Source organism: Paenibacillus canaveralius (genome assembly GCF_047238265.1).
In the GTDB taxonomy this organism is placed as follows: Bacteria; Bacillota; Bacilli; order Paenibacillales; family NBRC-103111; genus Paenibacillus_F.
In genome coordinates this window covers 2,013,898-2,033,450 of record NZ_JBDFMM010000001.1, presented here as the reverse complement: position 1 = coordinate 2,033,450, position 19,553 = coordinate 2,013,898, and the positions used below count along the sequence as shown (strand labels likewise).

The following is a 19,553-nucleotide window of genomic DNA, read 5'->3' as shown; positions in this document are numbered from 1 at the left end:
CCCTCATCCTTTCGATTCCGTAGTCGCCCGTATGTGTTCTCCGGCGCCGATCAGCACGATTTCTTCCCCGTCGCCTACGACCGCCCCGTCATCCACGACCGTATTTTCCCCGATGATCGCTTTGCGGATGGTGACATTATTGCCGATTCTCGCTCCAGGCATGATGACGGAATCCCGGATCACGCTGCCTTCACCGATATGGACGCCATAGAACAAGACGGAATGGTCCACGTCTCCGAATACGGAGCACCCTTCGTTCACGAGTGAACGGCGTACTTTGGCCCCGTTCGAAACAAACTGGGCAGGCTGATAAGGCGTCACGGAATAAATACGCCACGATTTATCGTTCAGGTTCAGCTGGGTCGGATCGTCCAGCAGGTCCATGTTCGCTTCCCACAAGCTCTGTATGGTGCCGACATCCTTCCAGTAACCCTGGAACGGGTAAGCCACGAGGTTCGCCCCTTCTTCAAGCATCGCCGGAATAATGTCCTTGCCGAAATCTTTGCTGGAATCGGGATTCTCGTTATCTTGAATCAAATATTTTTTCAGCGCCTTCCAACTGAACATGTATACGCCCATGGAAGCGAGGTTGCTTTTGGGCTCTTTCGGTTTTTCCGCAAACTCCGTAATTTCGCTGTCATCATTTACGCTCAATAGACCAAAACGCGACGCCTCTTCCCACTTGACCTCAATCACCGCGATTGTGGCGTCGGCCCCTTTCGTTTTGTGATACGTGAGCAGCCGGTCATAATCCATTTTATAGATATGATCCCCCGAGATGATCAGCACGTACTCCGGTTCGTAGCGGTCGATAAACCCGATATTGCGGTAAATCGCGTTCGCCGTCCCCTGATACCAGTCTCCGCCGCCCTGCTCCATAAAAGGAGGCAGAACCGTTACGCCGCCGTTTTTACGATCCAGGTCCCAAGCCCCGCCTATGCCGATATAAGAGTTGAGCACGAGCGGCTGGTACTGGGTAAGCACCCCCACCGTGTCGATGCCCGAGTTGGTGCAGTTGCTCAGCGTGAAATCGATAATGCGGTACTTTCCGCCGAAATGAACGGCAGGTTTCGCGAGCTGCTGGGTGAGCACGCCAAGTCGTTTGCCCTCTCCTCCGGCAAGCAGCATGGCAATACATTCTTTACTTCGCATTTTTCGACTTCCCCTTTCGTCGCGGAGTTCGTTCGACTTGTGATCGTTTCAGATAAACTGCGGCAAGCGGCGGTACGCGAAGCGACAAGCTGTAGTCGAAACCGTGCATCGGAACCGGCTCGGCCGCAAGCGGCTCGCCGTTGGATTGGCCCGATCCGCCGTACGCTTCGTCGTCGCTGTTGAAAATTTCCGCATACGCCCCCGGCTCGGGAACGCCGATCCGGTAATCCGGGTGGACGACCGGCGTGAAGTTGCACACGACGATGAGATCGTCCTTGGGCTTCTTGCCTTTGCGGATAAAGGCGACGACGCTCTGACTGGAATCGTCGGGCGAAATCCAACGGAACCCGTCGTGGCCGTGATCGTTCTGCCATAAGGCAGGCTGCTCCAGGTAGAAGCGGTTCAAGGCCCGGACATAGGTCTGCATTTTGCCGTGCAGCTCATAGTCCAGCAAAAACCAATCCAAATCCTCCAGGTCCTTCCATTCGTCGAACTGGGCGAATTCGCCTCCCATGAACAGAAGCTTTTTTCCCGGATGACCGGACATATAACCGTAAAGCACGCGGGTGTTGGCGAACTTCTGCCAGTAATCCCCCGGCATTTTATGCAGAATGGAGCGCTTGCCATGCACCACTTCGTCATGAGAAAGCGGCAGCACGAAATTTTCGTTAAACGCGTACATCAACGAGAACGTGATGAGATTATGATGATGTTTCCGGTGGATCGGGTCCATCTTCATATATTTCAGCATGTCGTTCATCCAGCCCATGTTCCACTTGTAATTAAAGCCCAGCCCGCCTGCATCGACGGGCGCTGTGACTTGAGGCCAGTCGGTGGAATCCTCGGCCATCATCAAGGCGTTCGGATAGGAGCCGAAGACGACGGTATTTAATTTTTTCAAAAATTGGATCGCGGACGGATTTTCATCCCCTCCGTGTTCGTTCGTTACCCACATGGACTGCGGTTTGCCGAAATTCAGATACAGCATGCTTGCTACCGCATCGACCCGGATGCCGTCAATGTGATATTTGTCCATCCAGAACATCGCGTTGGAAATAAGAAAGCTGTGAACCTCCGGCTTGTTAAAATCAAAGGCCAGCGTCCCCCATTCCGGCTTTTCGGCCAGATTGGGCTCGTCCGGCTCATACAGCGGCTGTCCGTCAAACTGGCGCAGACCGTGGGCATCTTTGCAGAAATGACCCGGCACCCAGTCCATGATGACGCCGATACCCGCCTGGTGGCACCGGTCCACGAAATACATAAAGTCTTTCGGTTCTCCGAACCGGCTCGTTACCGAAAAATAGCCCGTCGCCTGGTAGCCCCACGAACGGTCGAAGGGATGCTCCGCAAGCGGAAGCAGCTCGATATGGGTATAGCCCATCTCGGCGGCATAGCCGACAAGATCGTCCGCAAGCTCGCGGTAGGAGAAGAGTTCATCCTCTTCGCGGCTTTTCTTCTTCCAGGTACCGAGATGGACCTCGTAAATGTTCAAAGGCTGGTCGTATGCCGGCTTGCGGGCGCGCTGACGCCGCCAGTTCTGGTCGCCCCACTTGTATCCGTCCAAATTATATAAGCGGGAAGCGGTGCCCGGGCGAAGCTCCGAATAGACGGCATAAGGATCGGCTTTCAGAACGATCCTGCCGTCCGGTGTGTGAATTTCATATTTGTACAGGGAGCCTTCCGCCAGACCGGGTACCGCAAGCGTCCAGATGCCGCCTGATTCCGGCATGGTCTCCATGCGGTGGTTTTCTCCGTTCCATTCGTTAAAATCGCCGACGACGCGCACTTCACGGGCATGAGGCGCCCAAACGGTAAAGCGTACGGCCGTTGTCTTACCCCTTTTCTCTGCGTGTGCCCCGAATAGGCGATAACTGTGATAATACGTTCCTTCATGGAACAAATAGATGTCTTCGGAGCCGGGGATCTGTTTACCCGCCATATGCTTCAACCCATCCCCCTCTTGTATAGTCATCTTTTTGTACCCGATTCGGCACTTCGTGAAACGAAAAGGCGCTTTATCGGGCACACTCCTTATATTGGCTTCCATCAAGGGATGTTGTACAATAGATGCTTAGAAGAAAAAGGTGTTAAAAACCGCAAGTTATACCGGTACCCGTCCGCGGACGGATAGCGTTTTTTTGAACGAGGAACCGCTGTACATTTTGACGCGAGGAAAGAAGGAAATGAACCGATGTATGTAGCTAATCGCTGGAACGACTATGAACTCCTGGACACCGGCGGAGGAGAAAAACTCGAACGCTGGGGTTCTTATGTATTGCGGCGTCCCGACCCGCAAATTATTTGGCCGCTCACGGCCGAAACGGCAAGCTGGAAACAGGCCGAAGGACATTACCGGCGCAGTTCTTCCGGAGGCGGCAACTGGGACTTCCGCCAGACCCTGCCGGAACGCTGGACGATCTCGTATGACAACAAACTCCGGTTTCATATCAAGCCGACCGGCTTCAAACACACGGGCCTCTTCCCCGAGCAGGCCGCCAACTGGGACTGGATGATGGACAAGATAAGCAAAGCCGGCCGGCCCATTAAGGTATTGAATCTGTTCGCCTATACGGGCGGAGCTACCGTCGCCTGTGCTTATGCGGGCGCTTCGGTCGTCCACGTCGACGCTTCGAAAGGCGTTGTGCAGTGGGCGAAAGAAAACGTCGAGCTGTCCGGCCTCGCCGACCGCCACGTCCGTTTCATTACGGACGACGTTTTCAAATTCGTCCAGCGCGAGCAGCGCCGCGGCAACAAATACGACGCCATCATCATGGACCCGCCGTCCTACGGACGCGGACCCAACGGGGAAACCTGGAAGCTTGAGAACGATTTGTATCCGTTTATCGAGACATGCATGACGATTTTGTCGGATAACCCGCTCTTCCTGCTCGTCAATTCCTACACGACCGGCATCTCTTCCACGGTGCTGAAAAACATCCTGACAATGGCGATGCACAAGCGCTACGGCGGAACAATCACCGCAGGCGAAATCGGTCTTCCGATTACCGCGAGCGAGCTGACGCTGCCGTGCGGAATTCTCGGCCGCTGGGAGGCGTAAGCCATGGCGGGACCGAAGCATGCGGCGGACGGGGCGGCGATTCCCGTCCTCTACGAAGACAACCACGTGCTCGTCGTGGAGAAGCCCGTCAATATGCCGACGCAGGAGGACAGCTCGCGCGATCCCGATCTCCTGAGCGTGCTCAAGGAAGACTTGAAGCGCCGGCATCATAAGCCGGGCAACGTCTTCCTCGGGCTCGTGCACCGGCTGGACCGTCCCGTCGGCGGCGTCATGGTGTTCGCCAAAACGTCCAAGGCGGCTTCCCGCCTCTCGGACAGCGTGCGGACACGGACGTTCGACAAGACGTACGCGGCCGTTGTGCGCGGCAGACCCAAGGAGCCGCAGGGCTCTTTGCGGCACTGGCTGCTTAAGGATACGCGGACAAACACCGTATCCGTGGTCAAACCCGGCAAGGACGGCGCCAAAGAGGCGCTCCTTGACTACCGGGTGCTCGGCAGCGCCGAAGGGCTCAGCCTCGTCCTGGTGAAGCTGCACACGGGCAGGCCGCACCAGATCCGCGTGCAGCTGGCGGCCATCGGCTGCCCCCTGTACGGGGATCAGCGGTACGGCGCCGGAGCGAACGAACCGGGGCAGCAGCTTGCCCTCTGGTCGGCCCGGTTGTCCTTCCCGCACCCGACACAGCAGGAGACGCTGACCTTCCGGTCGTCTCCACCGGAGCGTCACCCCTGGTTCTTATGGCAGGAGCTAGTTAGCAACCTTCCCGAGCAGGTAAACGAGTAGCTGCTGATTGTGGGAGGAAATGCGGCTGAGGTAAGTGTCCAGCACTTCCTGACGGATTTGCAGCCCCCGCTCCCGCTCGGATTTCCCTTTGTCCGTCGCGTCGACCCATACGACGCGGCGGTCTTTTTCATCCCGGCTCCGGCTGATAAGTCCCGCCCGCTCCATACGGTCCAGGAGAGTCGTCACGGCTGCCGGCGTCGTAGCCAAATATTCAATAAAATCGGAAGGCTTCATCGTGCCGTTAGCCGCAAGCAGCTCAAGCACGTGAAGCTGTCCTTCCGTAATCGTCGGTGCAAGCTGGTCTTCCATATTGGATTTGAGCTCCTTGGAAAGCTTCGTCCACAGTTTCGCAAATTCTACCGAATACAATTGCAATCACTCCTCCGATTCAAGGCTCATCCACTTTTCTATCCAAGTATATCACGTGTCCAATGGCGAAATATAGGTTAATGCCGTTAATACTTTAAGACAATAAGCCGGGCATTTCGCGCCTTTTCGCTAAGTTACGGGCTTCGCGGGCGGAAATGTTGTCCGAATTGCGAGAACGGGCGTCTGCGTCTTTAGGCTCGTTTTTCAGCTTCGTTCCGGCTTCGTTTTTAGCTTCGTTTTGATTTAGCGTCTCTTTCTCCGGCTCATTCTTCCCTGCGCCTTCTTCTGTCAGCATTGCACCCTCCTGCACGTTACTTTCCCTGTTTGCCCGAGCACGGACCCGTCCCGCACATTTCTGGGCGGATGCACATACACTGTAAGGAAACGGCAGAAGGAGGAATCGCCCGTGCACATAAAAAAAAGCGCGCTGGGACAGCGCGCACTTGATCTTGGCTTATTGAAGGACCCGGGCTGGCTGGATCGTCTGGACGAACAAGTGCCCTTATGGGTCGTATTGGAAATCGCTTTTCAGCTCATGGAAACGATCGATCCGCCTACCACGAGCTATGATTGAAGTCTAATCTGATAGGTTTCACGCGTTCGGCGGACGTTTATCCAGGCTTGCGTTCTTGACAAGGGCGGTAATGCTGTCGCCTTTGGAAACCGGCACAACCTGCTTTCCAATCGATTTACGGTCATCAAGCGGGGCCTGGTTGGTTTTGAACACGGTTTTCTCTCCGCTGCCGTTCCAGGCAGTAATATCGTAGTCCTGTTTAAAATAGAACATGCCGACCAGCTCGCTGCCGTTGGATTTCACGCGCTTGCCTTCCTTGAATTCGAACGTGCCGATGCCTTTGCCTCCGCGTCCCTGCAGCGGATAATCCACCAGCAGCGTACGTTTGGCATAGCCGAGATCGGAGATCACGAGCACCTCGCCCTCATCTCCGTATACCCAATCCGCAGCAACCACTTCATCGCCTTCGCGCAGTTGAAGCCCGCGGACTCCTGCCGCAGCACGCCCCATCGGATTGACTTCCTCCTCGCGGAAACGGATGCTCATTCCCTGCTTCGTCGCCAGCATAATATCCTTCGTGCCGTCGCTAAGCTGGACATGCAGGATCTCGTCTCCCGCTCCTACCTTGCAGGCGACAATCCCGCTGGAACGGTTCGTATAGTACTCCTTAAGGTCGGTCCGTTTAACCTGCCCTTTGCGGGTAATGAAGACGAGCGACTTGCCTTCTTCGTTAAAATCCTTGACGGAGATCATGTCCACGATCCGGTCGTCTTTCGCTATCGGAATAATGTTTACGATGGCGGTGCCGTTATCTTTCCATTTGTACTCCGGAATGAGATGAACGGGAAGAAGGAAATATTGGCCCTTATTGGTGAAAATGAGCAGGCTTTCGATCGTATTGACTTCCTTCAGATGACGGAGATAATCGCCTTCCTTAAGCCCCGTGTTATCGACCGCGCCTCCGGATCTCGTATAAGAAAGCATGCTTGTCCGTTTGATATATCCTTCGTTGGACAGCGTGACGAGAACATCCTCGGGCGTCACCATCACTTCCAGGTTTACCTTGATTTCCTCTACTTCGTTCTGGATATCCGACCGGCGCTCAATACCGTACTTGGTCCGGATTTCAGTCATCTCGTCCTTGATGACGCCAAGCAGCTTCTTCGTGCTTCCCAAAATGCCGCGCAGGTGATTGATCGTCTTCTGCACGTCCTTCAGCTCTTTTTCGAGCGAAGTGATTTCCAGGTTGGTCAGTCTGTACAGTTGGAGAACCAGAATCGCATCGGCCTGGCGCTCTGTAAAACCGAACAGGTTGACGAGATTTTTCTGGGCATCAAGGCGGTTTTTGGACGCTTTGATGGCCGCGATGACTTCGTCCAGAATGTTCAGAGCCTTGACAAGCCCTTCCAGAACGTGCGCGCGGTCTTCCGCTCTTTCAAGATCGTACTGGGAGCGGAACGTGACGACTTCCTTCTGATGCTCGATGTAGGCCGACAGCATGTCTTTCAGCCCGAGCTGCCTCGGCGTTTTGTTCACGATAGCCACCATATTGAAATTATAGGTGACCTGGAGGTCGGTCTTCTTCAGAAGATAAGCCAGAATTCCCTGAGCGTCGGCTTCCTTCTTCAGCTCCACGACGATACGCATGCCGTCTCTTCCGCTCTCGTCGCGGACTTCCGCGATGCCTTCGACCTTTTTCTCCAGACGGATATTTTCAATGGCGGTAACCAGTCTCGACTTCACGACCTGGTACGGAATTTCCGTCACGACAATTTGCTGCCGGCCCGCTTTGAGGTCCTGAATCTCCGTCTTGGAGCGGACATAAATACGGCCCTTGCCCGTATTATACGCGTCCCGGATGCCTTCCTCGCCCATGATGATGCCCCCCGTCGGAAAGTCGGGGCCTTTCATATGGCGCATCAGCTCTTCAACGCCAATTTCGGGCGCGTCGATCAGTGCCGTGCACGCGTCGATCACTTCCCGCAAGTTATGCGGGGGAATCTCGGTCGCAAATCCCGACGAAATCCCGCTTACGCCGTTGACGAGCAGGTTCGGATAACGGGAAGGAAGAACGACGGGTTCTTTGGTCGTATTATCGAAATTATCTTTGAAAAGAACGGTCCGCTTCTCGATATCGCGAAGCAGTTCCATCGCTATGGGCGATAACCTTGCTTCGGTATACCGCATAGCGGCGGCCGGATCATCGTCGATCGATCCCCAGTTGCCGTGGCCGTCGACGAGTACGTGGCCCATTTTCCAAGGCTGCGCCATACGCACCATGCCCTCGTAGATGGGACCGTCGCCGTGCGGATGATAGTTACCCATAACATCCCCGACCGTCTTCGCCGACTTCCGGTACGGTTTGTCCGGCGTATTTCCGGAATCGTACATGGCGTACAGAATCCGGCGCTGCACGGGCTTGAGTCCGTCACGGACATCGGGAATAGCCCGGTCTTGAATAATATATTTAGAGTAGCGGCCGAACCGGTCCCCTACTACTTCTTCCAGAAACGCGGGTAAAAACTGCTCCAAACTGCTCAACTCGGTTCACCTCTAGACGTTCAGTCACTCTTCGGATTCGGTAAAGTCTACATTTTCGATAATCCATCGTTTGCGCGGATCGACCTTGTCGCCCATCAGCGTCGATACCCGGCGCTCCGCCTTGGCCGCATCCTCAATCTGCACCTGCAGCAAAGTGCGGCTTCCCGGGTCCATCGTCGTTTCCCACAGCTGGTTCGGGTTCATTTCGCCCAATCCTTTGTAGCGCTGGAGTTCGATGCCTTTGCCCAGCTCCTTATGGAGCGCCTGCAGTTGTTCTTCGGTCCAAGCGTAGTGGACCGCACTGTTCTTGCCTGATTTCTTGGTCACCTTAAAAAGCGGCGGCTGCGCGATATACACTTTGCCGTTATCGATCAACGGTTTCATGTACCGGTAGAAGAACGTCAGCAGCAGCACCTGGATATGGGCGCCGTCCGTGTCGGCATCGGTCATGATAATGATTTTGCCGTAATTGCTCTCCTCAAGGGCGAATTCGGAGCCGACTCCCGCACCGATAGTCGCGATGATCGCCCGGTATTCATCGTTCTTGAGAATATCGGCGAGCTTCGCTTTCTCGGGGTTGAGCGGCTTCCCTTTCAGGGGCAGAATCGCCTGATGCTTCGAATCACGGCCCTGCTTGGCGGAGCCGCCTGCGGAATCGCCTTCCACGATGAACAGCTCGTTGCGCGCATAGTCTTTCGACTGCGCCGGCGTCAGCTTGCCTCCGAGATTGGAGCTTTCGCTGCGGCCTTTCTTGCCGCTTCGCACTTCCTCGCGCGCTTTGCGGGCCGCTTCACGCGCTTTGGCCGACTGGATCGCTTTTTTTAGCATGCTTTGGGCGATTTGCGGGTTTTCCTCCAGGAATACGGCCATTTTCTCCGACACGATAGCGTCTACGGCACTTCTCGCCGATGCGCTGCCGAGCTGGTCTTTCGTCTGGCCGACGAATTCCACCTCGCCCATCTTGATGTTAATAACGGCCATCATGCCTTCACGCAGGTCGGTCCCGTCGAGATTTTTTTCTTTTTCCTTCAAAATGGCGGTTTTACGGGCATACTCGTTCATCGCCCGCGTATAGGCGGTCTTAAAGCCGGTTTCATGGGTGCCGCCGCCGCGTGTCGGAATCGAGTTCACGAACGAAGCTAACGTTTCCGTGTAGCCGTCGTTGTACTGAAGCGCGACTTCCACCTCGATGTCGTCCCTCTCGGCCGCGAAGTGGATGACGTCATGCATGACCGATTTGCCTTCGTTGAGGAATTTAACGAATTCGCTCGCTCCGCCGTCGTATTTGAACGTTTCGGCCTGATCCGTGCGCTCGTCTTTCAAAATGACCTCCAGCCCGGAGTTCAGAAAAGCGATTTCCTGAAGCCGTTCGGCAAGCGTATCGTAGCTGATCGCAATGCCGTTCTGGAACACGCGGCGGTCCGGCTTAAAGGTAACGCGCGTCCCCGTTTTGTTCGTGGTCCCCGTCACCTCAAGCCCGGTTCTCGGTTCCCCTACATGCTCTACGCCTTTCTCGTCGATCCAATATTCGAAACGCTGTTTATGTATCTTGCCGTCTCGAAAAATCGTGACTTCCAGCCACTCGGACAAAGCGTTCGTCACGGAAGCGCCGACGCCGTGAAGGCCGCCGGACTTCTTGTACCCGCCGCCGCCGAATTTTCCTCCGGCATGAAGAATCGTAAATACAACCTGCGGCGTCGGTATGCCGGTCTTGTGCATGCCGGTCGGGATGCCCCGGCCGTTATCCTGTACGGTGACGGATCCGTCTTTATGAAGCGTCACCTCAATTTTGGAACCATGCTTCGCGAGGTGTTCATCGACCGCGTTATCGACGATTTCCCAAACCAGATGATGCAGGCCCGAAGTACTTGTGCTGCCGATGTACATGCCCGGCCTTTTACGGACGGCCGTCAGCCCCTCCAGTACCTGAATCGCATCGGCATCGTACTCCGCCGGCTGGTTCGGTTGATTCGTCATCATCTCTAGCTGCTCGGTCATCGAAGCGCCTCCTTCTTTCCTTTTTCCATTCCCGAACGGGTTCATACGTTAATTTAAAATATCTTTACGGGTAAATACCCCAAACGAAACGAAAAGTGAGATCACAGCCCAGACCGACAGAACGGCCAGCGAGAACCCGAGGCTCATGCCTTTAATCGGAGGCAGCGCGCCCGTCATGTAATCGGTCAGCTTCAGATTCACCATAAACAAATATTTGGCCGCTTCCCAAGAGGATACCATATTGGTCAGGATCGTGCCCGAAATAAGCACGGCCAGCATAATCCCCATTCCGGCCGCCGTCGAACGGATGAGCACGGACAGCATCAGGGAAAGGATGGCGACCACAATGCCGACGAACCAGACAAGCCCGGTTTCCATCAGCAGGTATTTCCACTGGTCAATGGCATGGACTCCGCTGAGATCCACATCTCCACCTGTCGTCTTGAAGCCGACAAACACCGGCATGTTCCATCCCCCGTATCCGAAAACAAGTCCGGATATGAGATAACTGAGCGCGGCGGTCGACAAAACGACGAGCGAAACGAACAGGATCAGCGTGATCAACTTGCTCATTAGGATTTTCCATCGCTTTACGGGTCTTGTCAACAACAATTTGATGGTGCCGCCCGAATGTTCGGATGAAATGATATCCGCCGCGATGACCATAATGATGAGCGGAATGAACAGCGAGATGGAGTTGTTCAGAAACTCCCGGGTGAAAGTGACGCCGTTGGGAGATTGCGGATTAATATCATGATCCAGATAATACTGGGATATTTTTATTTGTGCCCGCCTGAACTCTTTCCATTCCTCGGGAACGCGGGCGGAGCTGAGACTCCGCTGGTAATCCACGATTTTTTGACGCTCCGAAGCTCTCCAGTCCGTCGTACCGAATTGCTTGATTGTATTCTGGGAGACGCGCATCTGTGCATAAGTAAACATGGGAATGAGAGCGAGCAGGATCAGGATGACCACAAGAAAACGCCGTTTTTTAACCATTTTGATACTTTCATTCTGGACTAACGCCGCCAAGTTACCCAATTTTCTCACCCTCCGTCAGACTCAGGAACAGATCCTCCAGTGTCGGATGTTTCATTTCGATAGCATAGATCCGGATTCCTGCGTCAACCAGACCGCGATTTATTTCCGGAATCCGCTCTTCGCTTAACTGCGTGACTATCGTTCCCGCCCTTGTCTCGGCATGGAGCGAAGACAATAAGGCAGGCTCGTCTTCGGCATCGGCCAGCTCTTCGCGCCGTCCGAGCACCGTCACTCCCTGCTGCCTGCCCAGCCAGGTTTCCGCTTCGTCAGCCGGGTCCACGGACCAGAGAACCGTACTGCCGGACTGCACGATCAGCTCGTCCACTTCCCCTACCGCAATCACCTGTCCTTTGCTGATAATGGCGACGCGGTCGCAGAGCTGCTGGATTTCGCTGAGCAGGTGGCTCGATACGAACAGGCTGAGCCCGCCTTTGGCGAGCTTGCGGATAAAGATCCGCATTTCCTTGATGCCCTGCGGATCCAGACCGTTGGTCGGCTCGTCCAGGATAAGAAGCTTGGGCCTGGCCAGAAGAGCCTGGGCGATCCCGAGACGCTGACGCATGCCGAGCGAATACGTTTTCACCTTGTCGTGGATGCGCGCATCCATTCCTACCAGATCGACGACTTCCTTGATTCTCTCCTCGCCCGTATCGGGAAGCATGCGCGCAAAATGCTCCAGGTTCTCCCACCCGGTCAAATAGCCGTAAAGTTCAGGGTTCTCCACGATACAGCCGACATGCCGCATCGCTTCGTTATGCTGCTTCTGGACATCGAAGCCGCAGATCGTCACGGTTCCCGAAGACGGCTTAATGAGATCCACGAGCATTCGGATCGTCGTCGTTTTGCCGGAGCCGTTGGGCCCCAGAAATCCGAAAATTTCGCCGCCGTACACGTCAAATGAAATGCCTTTGATAATTTCCTTGCCGCGGATGCTTTTCCGGACATCTCTCACGGACAGCACCGGCTTTCGGTCATCAGCCACAAATAGTCCCCCTGTCATTTCAAAATTTGCGCCATCCGGCTTGCTATCCGCTCATACCCGTCCTGATTCGGATGAAAATGATCCGTAAACAAATATTTGTTCAAATTTTGTTCGAACAAATCGTAAGTGGGCACAAATATGGCATTCGGAAACTTGTTCGTCAGTGCGAAAGCCCCGTCGTTAAATTTCTGGACGATTAAAGAACCGGTTTTCTTCGGATCGAGATCCAGAAAAGGGTGATACAGCCCGACGTACATCACTTTCGCATCGGGATTCGCTTTGTTGATATTCGTGAGAATTTTGTCGAGATTAGCAAGAGCGGGCTCGACGCGTTTGGCTGCCGCTTCCGGATTGAAGCCCTGGTCATTGTTCGTGAAAATGTCGCTGCCGCTCTGGAAAATATCGTTGCCGCCAATCGTAAGCAAAATAAGATCCGCCTGCTTCAGCGCATCCGTCGTCTTCTTGCCGTCCCATTCCTTAAGCAGCGCTTCGGTCGTGGCACCGGGAATAGCCAGATTATTCAGCACGTAAACGGGCTTGCCTGTCTGTTCCTCCAGCTTTTCCCGGAATCGCCCCACATATCCTTTGCCCGTACCGTCTCCGGTGCCCGCCGTAAGCGAATCGCCCAGGGATACGAGCTGAATTTTATTTTTCCGGTCCAGTTCGTTCACCGCCGGCGTTTCTTTCGGAGCCGCCGTCAACTGCTCCCCGCCGGTAGCCGGAGACAAGACATCCTTTACCGCATAACCGAAGCCTCCGGCAAACAGCAAGGTGGAAATCAGGCCGGTCGTTCCGACAACAAACCATAATGTTCGCGATTTCATAGGTATAGAGGCCCCCTCGACTTGTCTGTTCGTTCCTACTTAAAAGAGTATCCGTTCGTCCGTCTATTTGCAAATGGGATGCGTTTCAAACAAAGCTTGATGCTGACATGATTCCTCCATTATAGAACACACGTTCCCCGATTTCAAAGGGTAATTGAATCACCTCGAATTCTTCCTGGAAATATTTTGCAAAATATGGTAACGTGATAAAGGTTTATTTCGCTATTTATCACGAAGTGAAAAGGAAGAACCCATTTATGTATCCCGTAAAAGTAAAGAAGTGTTTGACGGGCTTATTGATGCTGGCTTTGCTGGCGGGCGGCTGCTCCTCTCCGGCGGTAACGCCTCCGTCAGAAAGCCCCTCTCCTCTCCCTTCCGGCGCAGGACCGGAACAATTGATTGTGGAGCCGGCCGATTTGTTCGCGGGGGACGCCGACAAATTCAGCCCTTTCCTCGGCAGCCATGCGGGCAGTGTCCGCGTGCGTTACGAAGGCCGCAAAAAACAGTTGAACATTTCCTACAAGGTATGGGAAAACGGGAAGGCATCCGGATCCGCGGTCTCTCAGATTTCGCTGCCAATGGGGGGCGGTGATGCAAATCCGCAAAAGGACTACAGCGCAGAGTTCATCGTTTCGGTTCATGAGGTAAGAGACGAGAAGGATGAGAACGTCCTGAAAGCCTATGCCGTAACGTACAGCCTTAAGGACCCGGCAGGCTCTTCGTCTTCGGGCTTTAACGTTCCCGTCAACCGCAAGCACTTTACCCAATCCCACTTATTGAAGCTCCGTGAGAAAATTGCGATTCCGGACTCCACCCCGACTGCCGTCTGGGGATTTGCGGCTTCGGACGCCCATGCCGTCACGGTTACTTCCGGAAAATTGCCGGAAGAAGAAGCCGCAAAAGCCCCCTACGCTTTTGTGATGTACCTCAACCTGGAATAAACATGCCGCCCGCACCGAATAAAGAAAATCACGTCCGCTGGGACGTGATTTTCTATGTCGGAACCGTCAACCGTTCATCGGAACGTTTCCGGGTGAAACGGGCTTACGTTTGCCGGGCTTCAAGGCGCGGGCCGCTTTGCGGTAAAGAACGGCGGCAGCGAGCGAGCCGAGCAGGGCGCTCAGGAAGCCCAGCAGTACGTACAGATCATAAGCCGCCATACCGCCCGGAGCCGGAATTTTCAGCTTAAAAGCCGTTAAAATCAGCGGATGCATCAAATAAATGCCGAACGAATAAGAACCGAGCGGAAGCAGCCATTTGGCGGCGGCCGGAATTTTGTCCAGCAGCCATTTGCCCGCTCCGAGCAGGACCACCGAGACGGAAGACGCATAGAACAGCATGGCGATCACATACCAGGTGTTCTCGAACATCCGGCTGTCGTACCGGTTAAGCAGGAACATCTCCACATACGTACCGCCGGACACCAGCATAACGAGCAGTGCCCATGACACGGCGCTTTTCATTTTTTGACGGAAAAAATCGTAATACAAGCCTATAAACCCGCCCGTCAGGAAGAAACTGAAATAGGTCGGCGCCAGCGACGGGTAATGATCGATACTCTCTACCCAGTGGCTGTAGGAATAGAAGCCGAGCTGGATCAGAATACCGAGCGGAACCATGGAAACGCGGAACCATTTATACTTGGCGAGGAACATCAGCACCGGAAAAATCACGTAAAATTGCAGAATAATGATCATAAAATACAGATGATACCCCGTATCCGCCCACTGGATGTCTCCCAGAAACTCTTTCGCGTCCAGCTCTACGGGCTGACCGGATATCCAAGGGTTGTATATATAATAAAAAAGAGACCAGATCAGATAAGGGACGACAACGCTCCACAACCGGCGTTTGTAAAATTGGACGGCCGTCTTCACGCTCCAGCTTCCCGAATACCGGTAGAACAGGACAAGCCCGCTGATCAGAATGAAAACAGGCACCGCAAATTGGCAGGCCCGGTTGAGAGTGAACATAATGATCTGGGACAAACTTCCCTCGTCGGGCGTGACCTGTCCCTCCCACGGATACACAGCCGCTTCGGTTGTCGAGTGGATCAGTACGACGGCCATAATGGCAACAGCGCGCACGATGTCCATTTCAAAAATTTTCTGTTTACTTGTTTTTGTAGTCGTCTGGCGGTTCAAACAAATCCTCCTTCACTCGTGTTCCATCCAATTAATTACCCTATCACGATTTGCCCCTTTCTGTCGAGTGAGAACGGTTAACATTCTCTCCTTAAGCGGTTTTATTTGGAATCGTCCACCTTTTTTGTGCCACAGAAAAAAAGAACCCCCGAAGGAGTTCAATCGATTCATTTCCGATTCATTTCCTATTCAATTCCGATTTGTCTTCATTCCATCTTCATGCATGCTGACGGATCAAATCGCATCCTGCAAAAACTTATATTGGGCCTGAATCAGCCCGTAATAGATTCCCTGGTGCCTCATCAGCTCGTCGTGATTGCCGGTTTCCATCATTCGCCCGTGATCGAGAACGATGATCTTATCCGCTCCGCGGATCGTGGACAGACGATGGGCGACCATGAAGGAAGTCCGGCCTTGGAGCAGCGTCTTTAACGCTTCCTGGATGCGCAGCTCCGTCTCCGTGTCAATGCTTGCCGTCGCTTCGTCCAGGATCAGGATAGCGGGGTCCGCAAGCAGTGCCCGGGCGAACGAAATGAGCTGCCGCTGTCCCATGGAAAGCGCGTTCCCCCGCTCCTGGACTTCCGTGTCGTAGCCGAAAGGAAGCTTCTGGATGAAATCGTGAGCGTGGACCGCTTGAGCCGCCGCTTCCACCTCTTCATCCGTCGCATCAAGCCGGCCGAAACGGATATTGTCACGAATCGTTCCCGAGAAAATAAACGTGTCCTGCAGGACGATCCCGATCTGGGACCGCAGGCTCTGCAGCGTAACGTCCCGGATATCCGTCCCGTCGATACGAACGCTGCCTTGGGTGGGATCATAGAAGCGGCAGAGCAGGTTAATGATCGTGCTCTTGCCCGAGCCCGTATGGCCGACAAGCGCGATGCTCTGCCCCGGCTGCACGTCGAGATTGATATTGTGCAGGGCAGTGCGGCCTTTTTCATATTCGAAGACGATATTCTCGAAGCTGACATGCCCGCGGATCGGAGGCAGTGCCGCCGCGTTTTCCTTCTCGCCGACGGTCGGCTGCTCATCCATAAATTCGAAGATGCGCTCGGCGGACGCCATGGCCACGAGAAGCTGCGAATACATCTGCACCATGCGGTTGATCGGCTCCCAGAAGTTGCCGATATAGCTCGCGAAGGCGACGAGAAGACCGACTGTAATCTCACCGGACTGGATCAGGCTCGCTCCGTACCAGAACAAGATGAAATACCCGATCGCGCCCGTAATCTCGATGATCGGCCCGAAGCTCTGGTTCAGCTTGGAAGCCCGGTTCCACGCCTGCTTGTTGTCCTCGTTCATCTGTTCGAAGAAGCGGATATTTTCTTTCTCCTGCGTGTAAGCCTGCGTAACCCGGATTCCCTGGATACACTCATTGAGATGGGCGTTCAGGCGGGACTGTTTGATATTTACGGTCTGCCACGAACGTCTGACCCGTTTGCGAAGCTGGGACGAAACGATAAACATGAGCGGAACCGTAATAATAATCGCGGCTCCCAGTTTAAAGTTGATCGTCAGCAGAATAATCACGATCCCGATCAACTGGACACAGTCGATCATCATGTTGACGACCCCGTTCGTGAACAAATCCTGAAGGGAGTTCACGTAGTTCGTTACCCGTACCAGCACCGAGCCGGCCGGCCGCTTATCGAAAAATTCAAAGGACAGCCGCTGAATATGACGGAACAGGTCGTGTCTCAGATCGTAAATCACGCGCTGTCCGATTACACTCGTATATTTGATCCGGTATTTGTTCGCCAGCCACTGGATGATGTACACCCCGAGCATTAAAGCGACCATACCGAACAAAAATTTGGCGTCACCGCCTACATGAAGCGACGAATCGATCGTCGTACTGATAATAAGCGGGATCGACAGTTTCGTTACCGCTCCGACGATCATCATGACGATAACGATCGGAATAATCTGCTTGCTGTAAGGCTTCATGTAAACGGCAAGCCGTTTAAACTGCCCCCAGTCAAACGATTTTTCGAGCATTTCGTCGTCCTGGTAGACGAAACGTTCGCCGCCTCCGGCTCCCTTGCCGTTTATTTTCTCTTCGGACTGCCGCTGCCGGTTACTCATTGACTGCCGCCCTCCTTTGCTGCGCATCCGCCGCTCCCGCGACATCGGGATGATCCGAATATTGGATGCGGTACGTTTCCAGATAAGGGCCTTCCCGGCGAATCAGCTCCGAGTGAGTCCCTCTTTGTACGACGCGCCCTTTATCCAGCACGATAATTTCGTCCGCGTGTTTGAGCGAAGAAATACGGTGGGCGATAATAAACGTCGTCCTTCCCCGCATCACTTCCTTGAATCCCGCTTGAATTTCCTGTTCCGTCTCCATATCGACCGCACTTGTCGCATCGTCCAGGATCAGAATTTTAGGATCTTTAATCAGAGCGCGGGCAATGGCGATTCTCTGTTTTTGTCCTCCCGAGAGGCCCATTCCCCGCTCGCCCACGACCGTATCATAGCCGAGAGGCATCTCCATAATAAAATCATGCGCTTTCACCAGCTTGGCTGCGCGGATAATCTCGTCCATCGTCACGTCTTTGCGGCCGTAAGCGATGTTGCCTTTGATTGTCGAGGAGAACAGGAACGTTTCCTGGAATACCGTCGCAATCTGGCTTCTCAGGCTTTCCAGGCGGATGTCCTTAATATCCGTACCGTCCAGCGTGATTTGTCCGGTTTTCACGTTATAAGCCCGCATAAGCAGGGAAATAATCGTCGATTTCCCGGAACCCGTTCCCCCCAGGAAGCCGATGACGGACCCGGGAGTCGCGTTCAGGCTTAGGTCGTGAATGGCGGCCTCCGCATCCGGATAGGCGAATGTCACCCGGTCGAAATGAACGTGCCCTTTTACGGTATCGGGGTTCAATTCGACTGCATTCTCCCCGTCCTTCACATGAACGTACTGATGGAGTATTTCGAGAATTTTTTCACCGGACGCTTTGGACTGCGTATAGTTATTAATGTGAAACCCGATTCCCCACATGGGGCCGATGATATACCAGACAAGGCTGAAAAAGGCGACGAGTTCCCCTACGGACAGCGATCCGAGTATAACCATATAACCGCCCACTCCGAGCAAAATAACGGCGCTCAGGTTTGCGATCAGCTCCATTACCGGGAAATACTTGGACCAGATCTCCGAAGTAATGACGTTGTTCGCCCGGTATTCCTCGTTGCGGAGCGTAAATTTTTCGACTTCGTAAGGTTCGCGGGCAAACGATTTAACCGTGCGCACCCCTGTAATATTTTCTTGCACGGCCGTCGTCATATTGCTCATGGAAGCCCGGAGCGAACGGAAGGCCGGATGGATTTTACCTTCAAAACGGATAGCCGCGAAAGCCAGAAAAGGCATCGTCAGCATCGTCAGAAGCGTCAGTTTCCAGCTGATCGAGAACATCATGACCATCCCGAAAAGAACCATAAGAAACACGTTCAGAATCTGCGCGAAGCCGAAGCCGATAAAGTTCCGGATCGCTTCGAGATCGGCCGTAAGACGGGACATAAGATCTCCGGTACGGGCTTTGTCGTAATACTGGAAAGATAAGTACTGGAGCTTCTCGTACATCGCTTCCCGCATGTTGTACGCGACCCGGTTGCCGAGCCGTCCCCCGCTGAATCCGTGCAGAAACTGGAACAGCGCTTTCACCGCAATCACGCCTACAACCATTAGAGCCAGCGCCGGGACCTGATCGTAGCGCTTCACCGCGATAACGTCATCAATGAGATAACGCAGCAGGTTAGGGTACACAAGCCCCAGGGCCGTTGTGCAGATCAAGCAAAAAATAGAAGCGAAAAGCAGCTTCCGTTCGGGCCAATAAAACCGTTTGAGCCCCTTAAAGACTTCCATAGCATCCTCCTGGACATGGGCCAAGTTCACCGAATTTTGAGCAAGGCTTTACCTAGCAAACCTTAATGAATCTTAACACCATCCCCGTAGGGCGGCAACGAGTGGAAAAAGGCTGAATTCCCCTTAACCTTGCATATGTTCACGAATTAGACACCTGAGAGTTGCTATCCTTGTAAATCATCAAATTTCCCATCAATGAAAGCGGTATCATAACAAACCTAACTAAACCTCGTTTTTTCTTTAATGCGTCTTTAAATACATACCGCCCCCACTCCCTTTTCCTGTAAAAAAGAAAGACCTCCACCCAGAATTCAGTGAAGGTCAATT

General features: G+C 53.9%; 16 protein-coding genes. 4 read left to right on the top strand and 12 right to left on the bottom strand.

The window, feature by feature from the left end:
* Positions 1-3: 3 nt before the first annotated feature.
* On the bottom strand, positions 4-1,152 hold the full coding sequence (locus ABC395_RS09585; protein WP_413002525.1) for a glucose-1-phosphate adenylyltransferase: 1,149 nt from the start codon (positions 1,150-1,152) through the stop codon (positions 4-6).
* Positions 1,142-3,091 (bottom strand): 1,4-alpha-glucan branching protein GlgB, encoded by a 1,950-nt coding sequence (gene glgB, locus ABC395_RS09580; protein WP_413006714.1) that lies wholly within the window; start codon positions 3,089-3,091, stop codon positions 1,142-1,144. Before glgB ends, ABC395_RS09585 begins: the two co-directional genes overlap by 11 nt.
* Positions 3,092-3,343: 252 nt before the next feature.
* On the opposite strand from glgB, the gene ABC395_RS09575 reads away from it, so the two are divergent.
* On the top strand, positions 3,344-4,210 hold the full coding sequence (locus ABC395_RS09575; RefSeq protein WP_413002523.1) for a class I SAM-dependent methyltransferase: 867 nt from the start codon (positions 3,344-3,346) through the stop codon (positions 4,208-4,210).
* A gap of 3 nt (positions 4,211-4,213) precedes the next feature.
* Positions 4,214-4,951, top strand: a complete 738-nt coding sequence (locus ABC395_RS09570; RefSeq protein ID WP_413002521.1) for an RluA family pseudouridine synthase — start codon at positions 4,214-4,216, stop codon at positions 4,949-4,951.
* Here ABC395_RS09570 and ABC395_RS09565 read toward each other — a convergent pair.
* Positions 4,916-5,320 (bottom strand): MarR family winged helix-turn-helix transcriptional regulator, encoded by a 405-nt coding sequence (locus ABC395_RS09565; RefSeq protein WP_413002519.1) that lies wholly within the window; start codon positions 5,318-5,320, stop codon positions 4,916-4,918. The two genes, ABC395_RS09570 and ABC395_RS09565, sit on opposite strands and share 36 nt — an antisense overlap.
* Positions 5,321-5,414: 94 nt before the next feature.
* Positions 5,415-5,615: a hypothetical protein gene (locus ABC395_RS09560; RefSeq protein ID WP_413002517.1), complete on the bottom strand. Its 201-nt coding sequence runs from the start codon at positions 5,613-5,615 to the stop codon at positions 5,415-5,417.
* A 111-nt stretch (positions 5,616-5,726) separates the two neighbouring features.
* Between ABC395_RS09560 and ABC395_RS09555 the strand changes: the two genes are divergently transcribed.
* Complete coding sequence (locus ABC395_RS09555) at positions 5,727-5,894, top strand: hypothetical protein (RefSeq protein WP_413002515.1); 168 nt, start codon at positions 5,727-5,729, stop codon at positions 5,892-5,894.
* An 18-nt stretch (positions 5,895-5,912) separates the two neighbouring features.
* On the opposite strand, the gene gyrA is transcribed toward ABC395_RS09555, so the two are convergent.
* From gyrA to ABC395_RS09530, 5 genes are read right to left on the bottom strand one after another with little or no spacing between them, the layout of a single operon-like run.
* Positions 5,913-8,375, bottom strand: a complete 2,463-nt coding sequence (gene gyrA / locus ABC395_RS09550; RefSeq protein ID WP_413002514.1) for a DNA gyrase subunit A — start codon at positions 8,373-8,375, stop codon at positions 5,913-5,915.
* A 24-nt stretch (positions 8,376-8,399) separates the two neighbouring features.
* Positions 8,400-10,373, bottom strand: a complete 1,974-nt coding sequence (gene parE / locus ABC395_RS09545; RefSeq protein WP_413002512.1) for a DNA topoisomerase IV subunit B — start codon at positions 10,371-10,373, stop codon at positions 8,400-8,402.
* 48 nt (positions 10,374-10,421) lie between these two features.
* Positions 10,422-11,414: an ABC transporter permease gene (locus ABC395_RS09540; RefSeq protein WP_413002510.1), complete on the bottom strand. Its 993-nt coding sequence runs from the start codon at positions 11,412-11,414 to the stop codon at positions 10,422-10,424.
* Positions 11,407-12,396: an ABC transporter ATP-binding protein gene (locus tag ABC395_RS09535; protein WP_413002508.1), complete on the bottom strand. Its 990-nt coding sequence runs from the start codon at positions 12,394-12,396 to the stop codon at positions 11,407-11,409. The genes ABC395_RS09540 and ABC395_RS09535 overlap by 8 nt, the downstream gene beginning before the upstream one ends.
* A 14-nt stretch (positions 12,397-12,410) precedes the next feature.
* On the bottom strand, positions 12,411-13,220 hold the full coding sequence (locus tag ABC395_RS09530; RefSeq protein ID WP_413002506.1) for a GDSL-type esterase/lipase family protein: 810 nt from the start codon (positions 13,218-13,220) through the stop codon (positions 12,411-12,413).
* Between the two features lie 257 nt (positions 13,221-13,477).
* Between ABC395_RS09530 and ABC395_RS09525 the strand changes: the two genes are divergently transcribed.
* Positions 13,478-14,161, top strand: coding sequence for a hypothetical protein (locus ABC395_RS09525; RefSeq protein WP_413002505.1), 684 nt, complete (start codon positions 13,478-13,480; stop codon positions 14,159-14,161).
* Between the two features lie 66 nt (positions 14,162-14,227).
* On the opposite strand, the gene ABC395_RS09520 is transcribed toward ABC395_RS09525, so the two are convergent.
* From ABC395_RS09520 to ABC395_RS09510, 3 genes are all read right to left on the bottom strand, one after another.
* Entirely contained in the window at positions 14,228-15,364 is a 1,137-nt protein-coding gene (locus tag ABC395_RS09520) for an acyltransferase (RefSeq protein WP_413002503.1), read from the bottom strand.
* 234 nt (positions 15,365-15,598) lie between these two features.
* Positions 15,599-17,449, bottom strand: coding sequence for an ABC transporter ATP-binding protein (locus ABC395_RS09515; protein WP_413002502.1), 1,851 nt, complete (start codon positions 17,447-17,449; stop codon positions 15,599-15,601).
* On the bottom strand, positions 17,442-19,226 hold the full coding sequence (locus ABC395_RS09510; protein WP_103995034.1) for an ABC transporter ATP-binding protein: 1,785 nt from the start codon (positions 19,224-19,226) through the stop codon (positions 17,442-17,444). The genes ABC395_RS09515 and ABC395_RS09510 overlap by 8 nt, the downstream gene beginning before the upstream one ends.
* Positions 19,227-19,553 lie beyond the last annotated feature (327 nt).

Coding starts and splice junctions, on each gene's coding strand:
- ABC395_RS09585 (WP_413002525.1), bottom strand. CDS start 1,152: ATGCGAAGTAAAGAATGTATTGCCATGCTGCTTGCCGGAGGAGAGGGC.
- glgB (WP_413006714.1), bottom strand. CDS start 3,091: ATGGCGGGTAAACAGATCCCCGGCTCCGAAGACATCTATTTGTTCCAT.
- ABC395_RS09575 (WP_413002523.1), top strand. CDS start 3,344: ATGTATGTAGCTAATCGCTGGAACGACTATGAACTCCTGGACACCGGC.
- ABC395_RS09570 (WP_413002521.1), top strand. CDS start 4,214: ATGGCGGGACCGAAGCATGCGGCGGACGGGGCGGCGATTCCCGTCCTC.
- ABC395_RS09560 (WP_413002517.1), bottom strand. CDS start 5,615: ATGCTGACAGAAGAAGGCGCAGGGAAGAATGAGCCGGAGAAAGAGACG.
- parE (WP_413002512.1), bottom strand. CDS start 10,373: ATGACCGAGCAGCTAGAGATGATGACGAATCAACCGAACCAGCCGGCG.
- ABC395_RS09530 (WP_413002506.1), bottom strand. CDS start 13,220: ATGAAATCGCGAACATTATGGTTTGTTGTCGGAACGACCGGCCTGATT.
- ABC395_RS09525 (WP_413002505.1), top strand. CDS start 13,478: ATGTATCCCGTAAAAGTAAAGAAGTGTTTGACGGGCTTATTGATGCTG.
- ABC395_RS09515 (WP_413002502.1), bottom strand. CDS start 17,449: ATGAGTAACCGGCAGCGGCAGTCCGAAGAGAAAATAAACGGCAAGGGA.
- ABC395_RS09510 (WP_103995034.1), bottom strand. CDS start 19,226: ATGGAAGTCTTTAAGGGGCTCAAACGGTTTTATTGGCCCGAACGGAAG.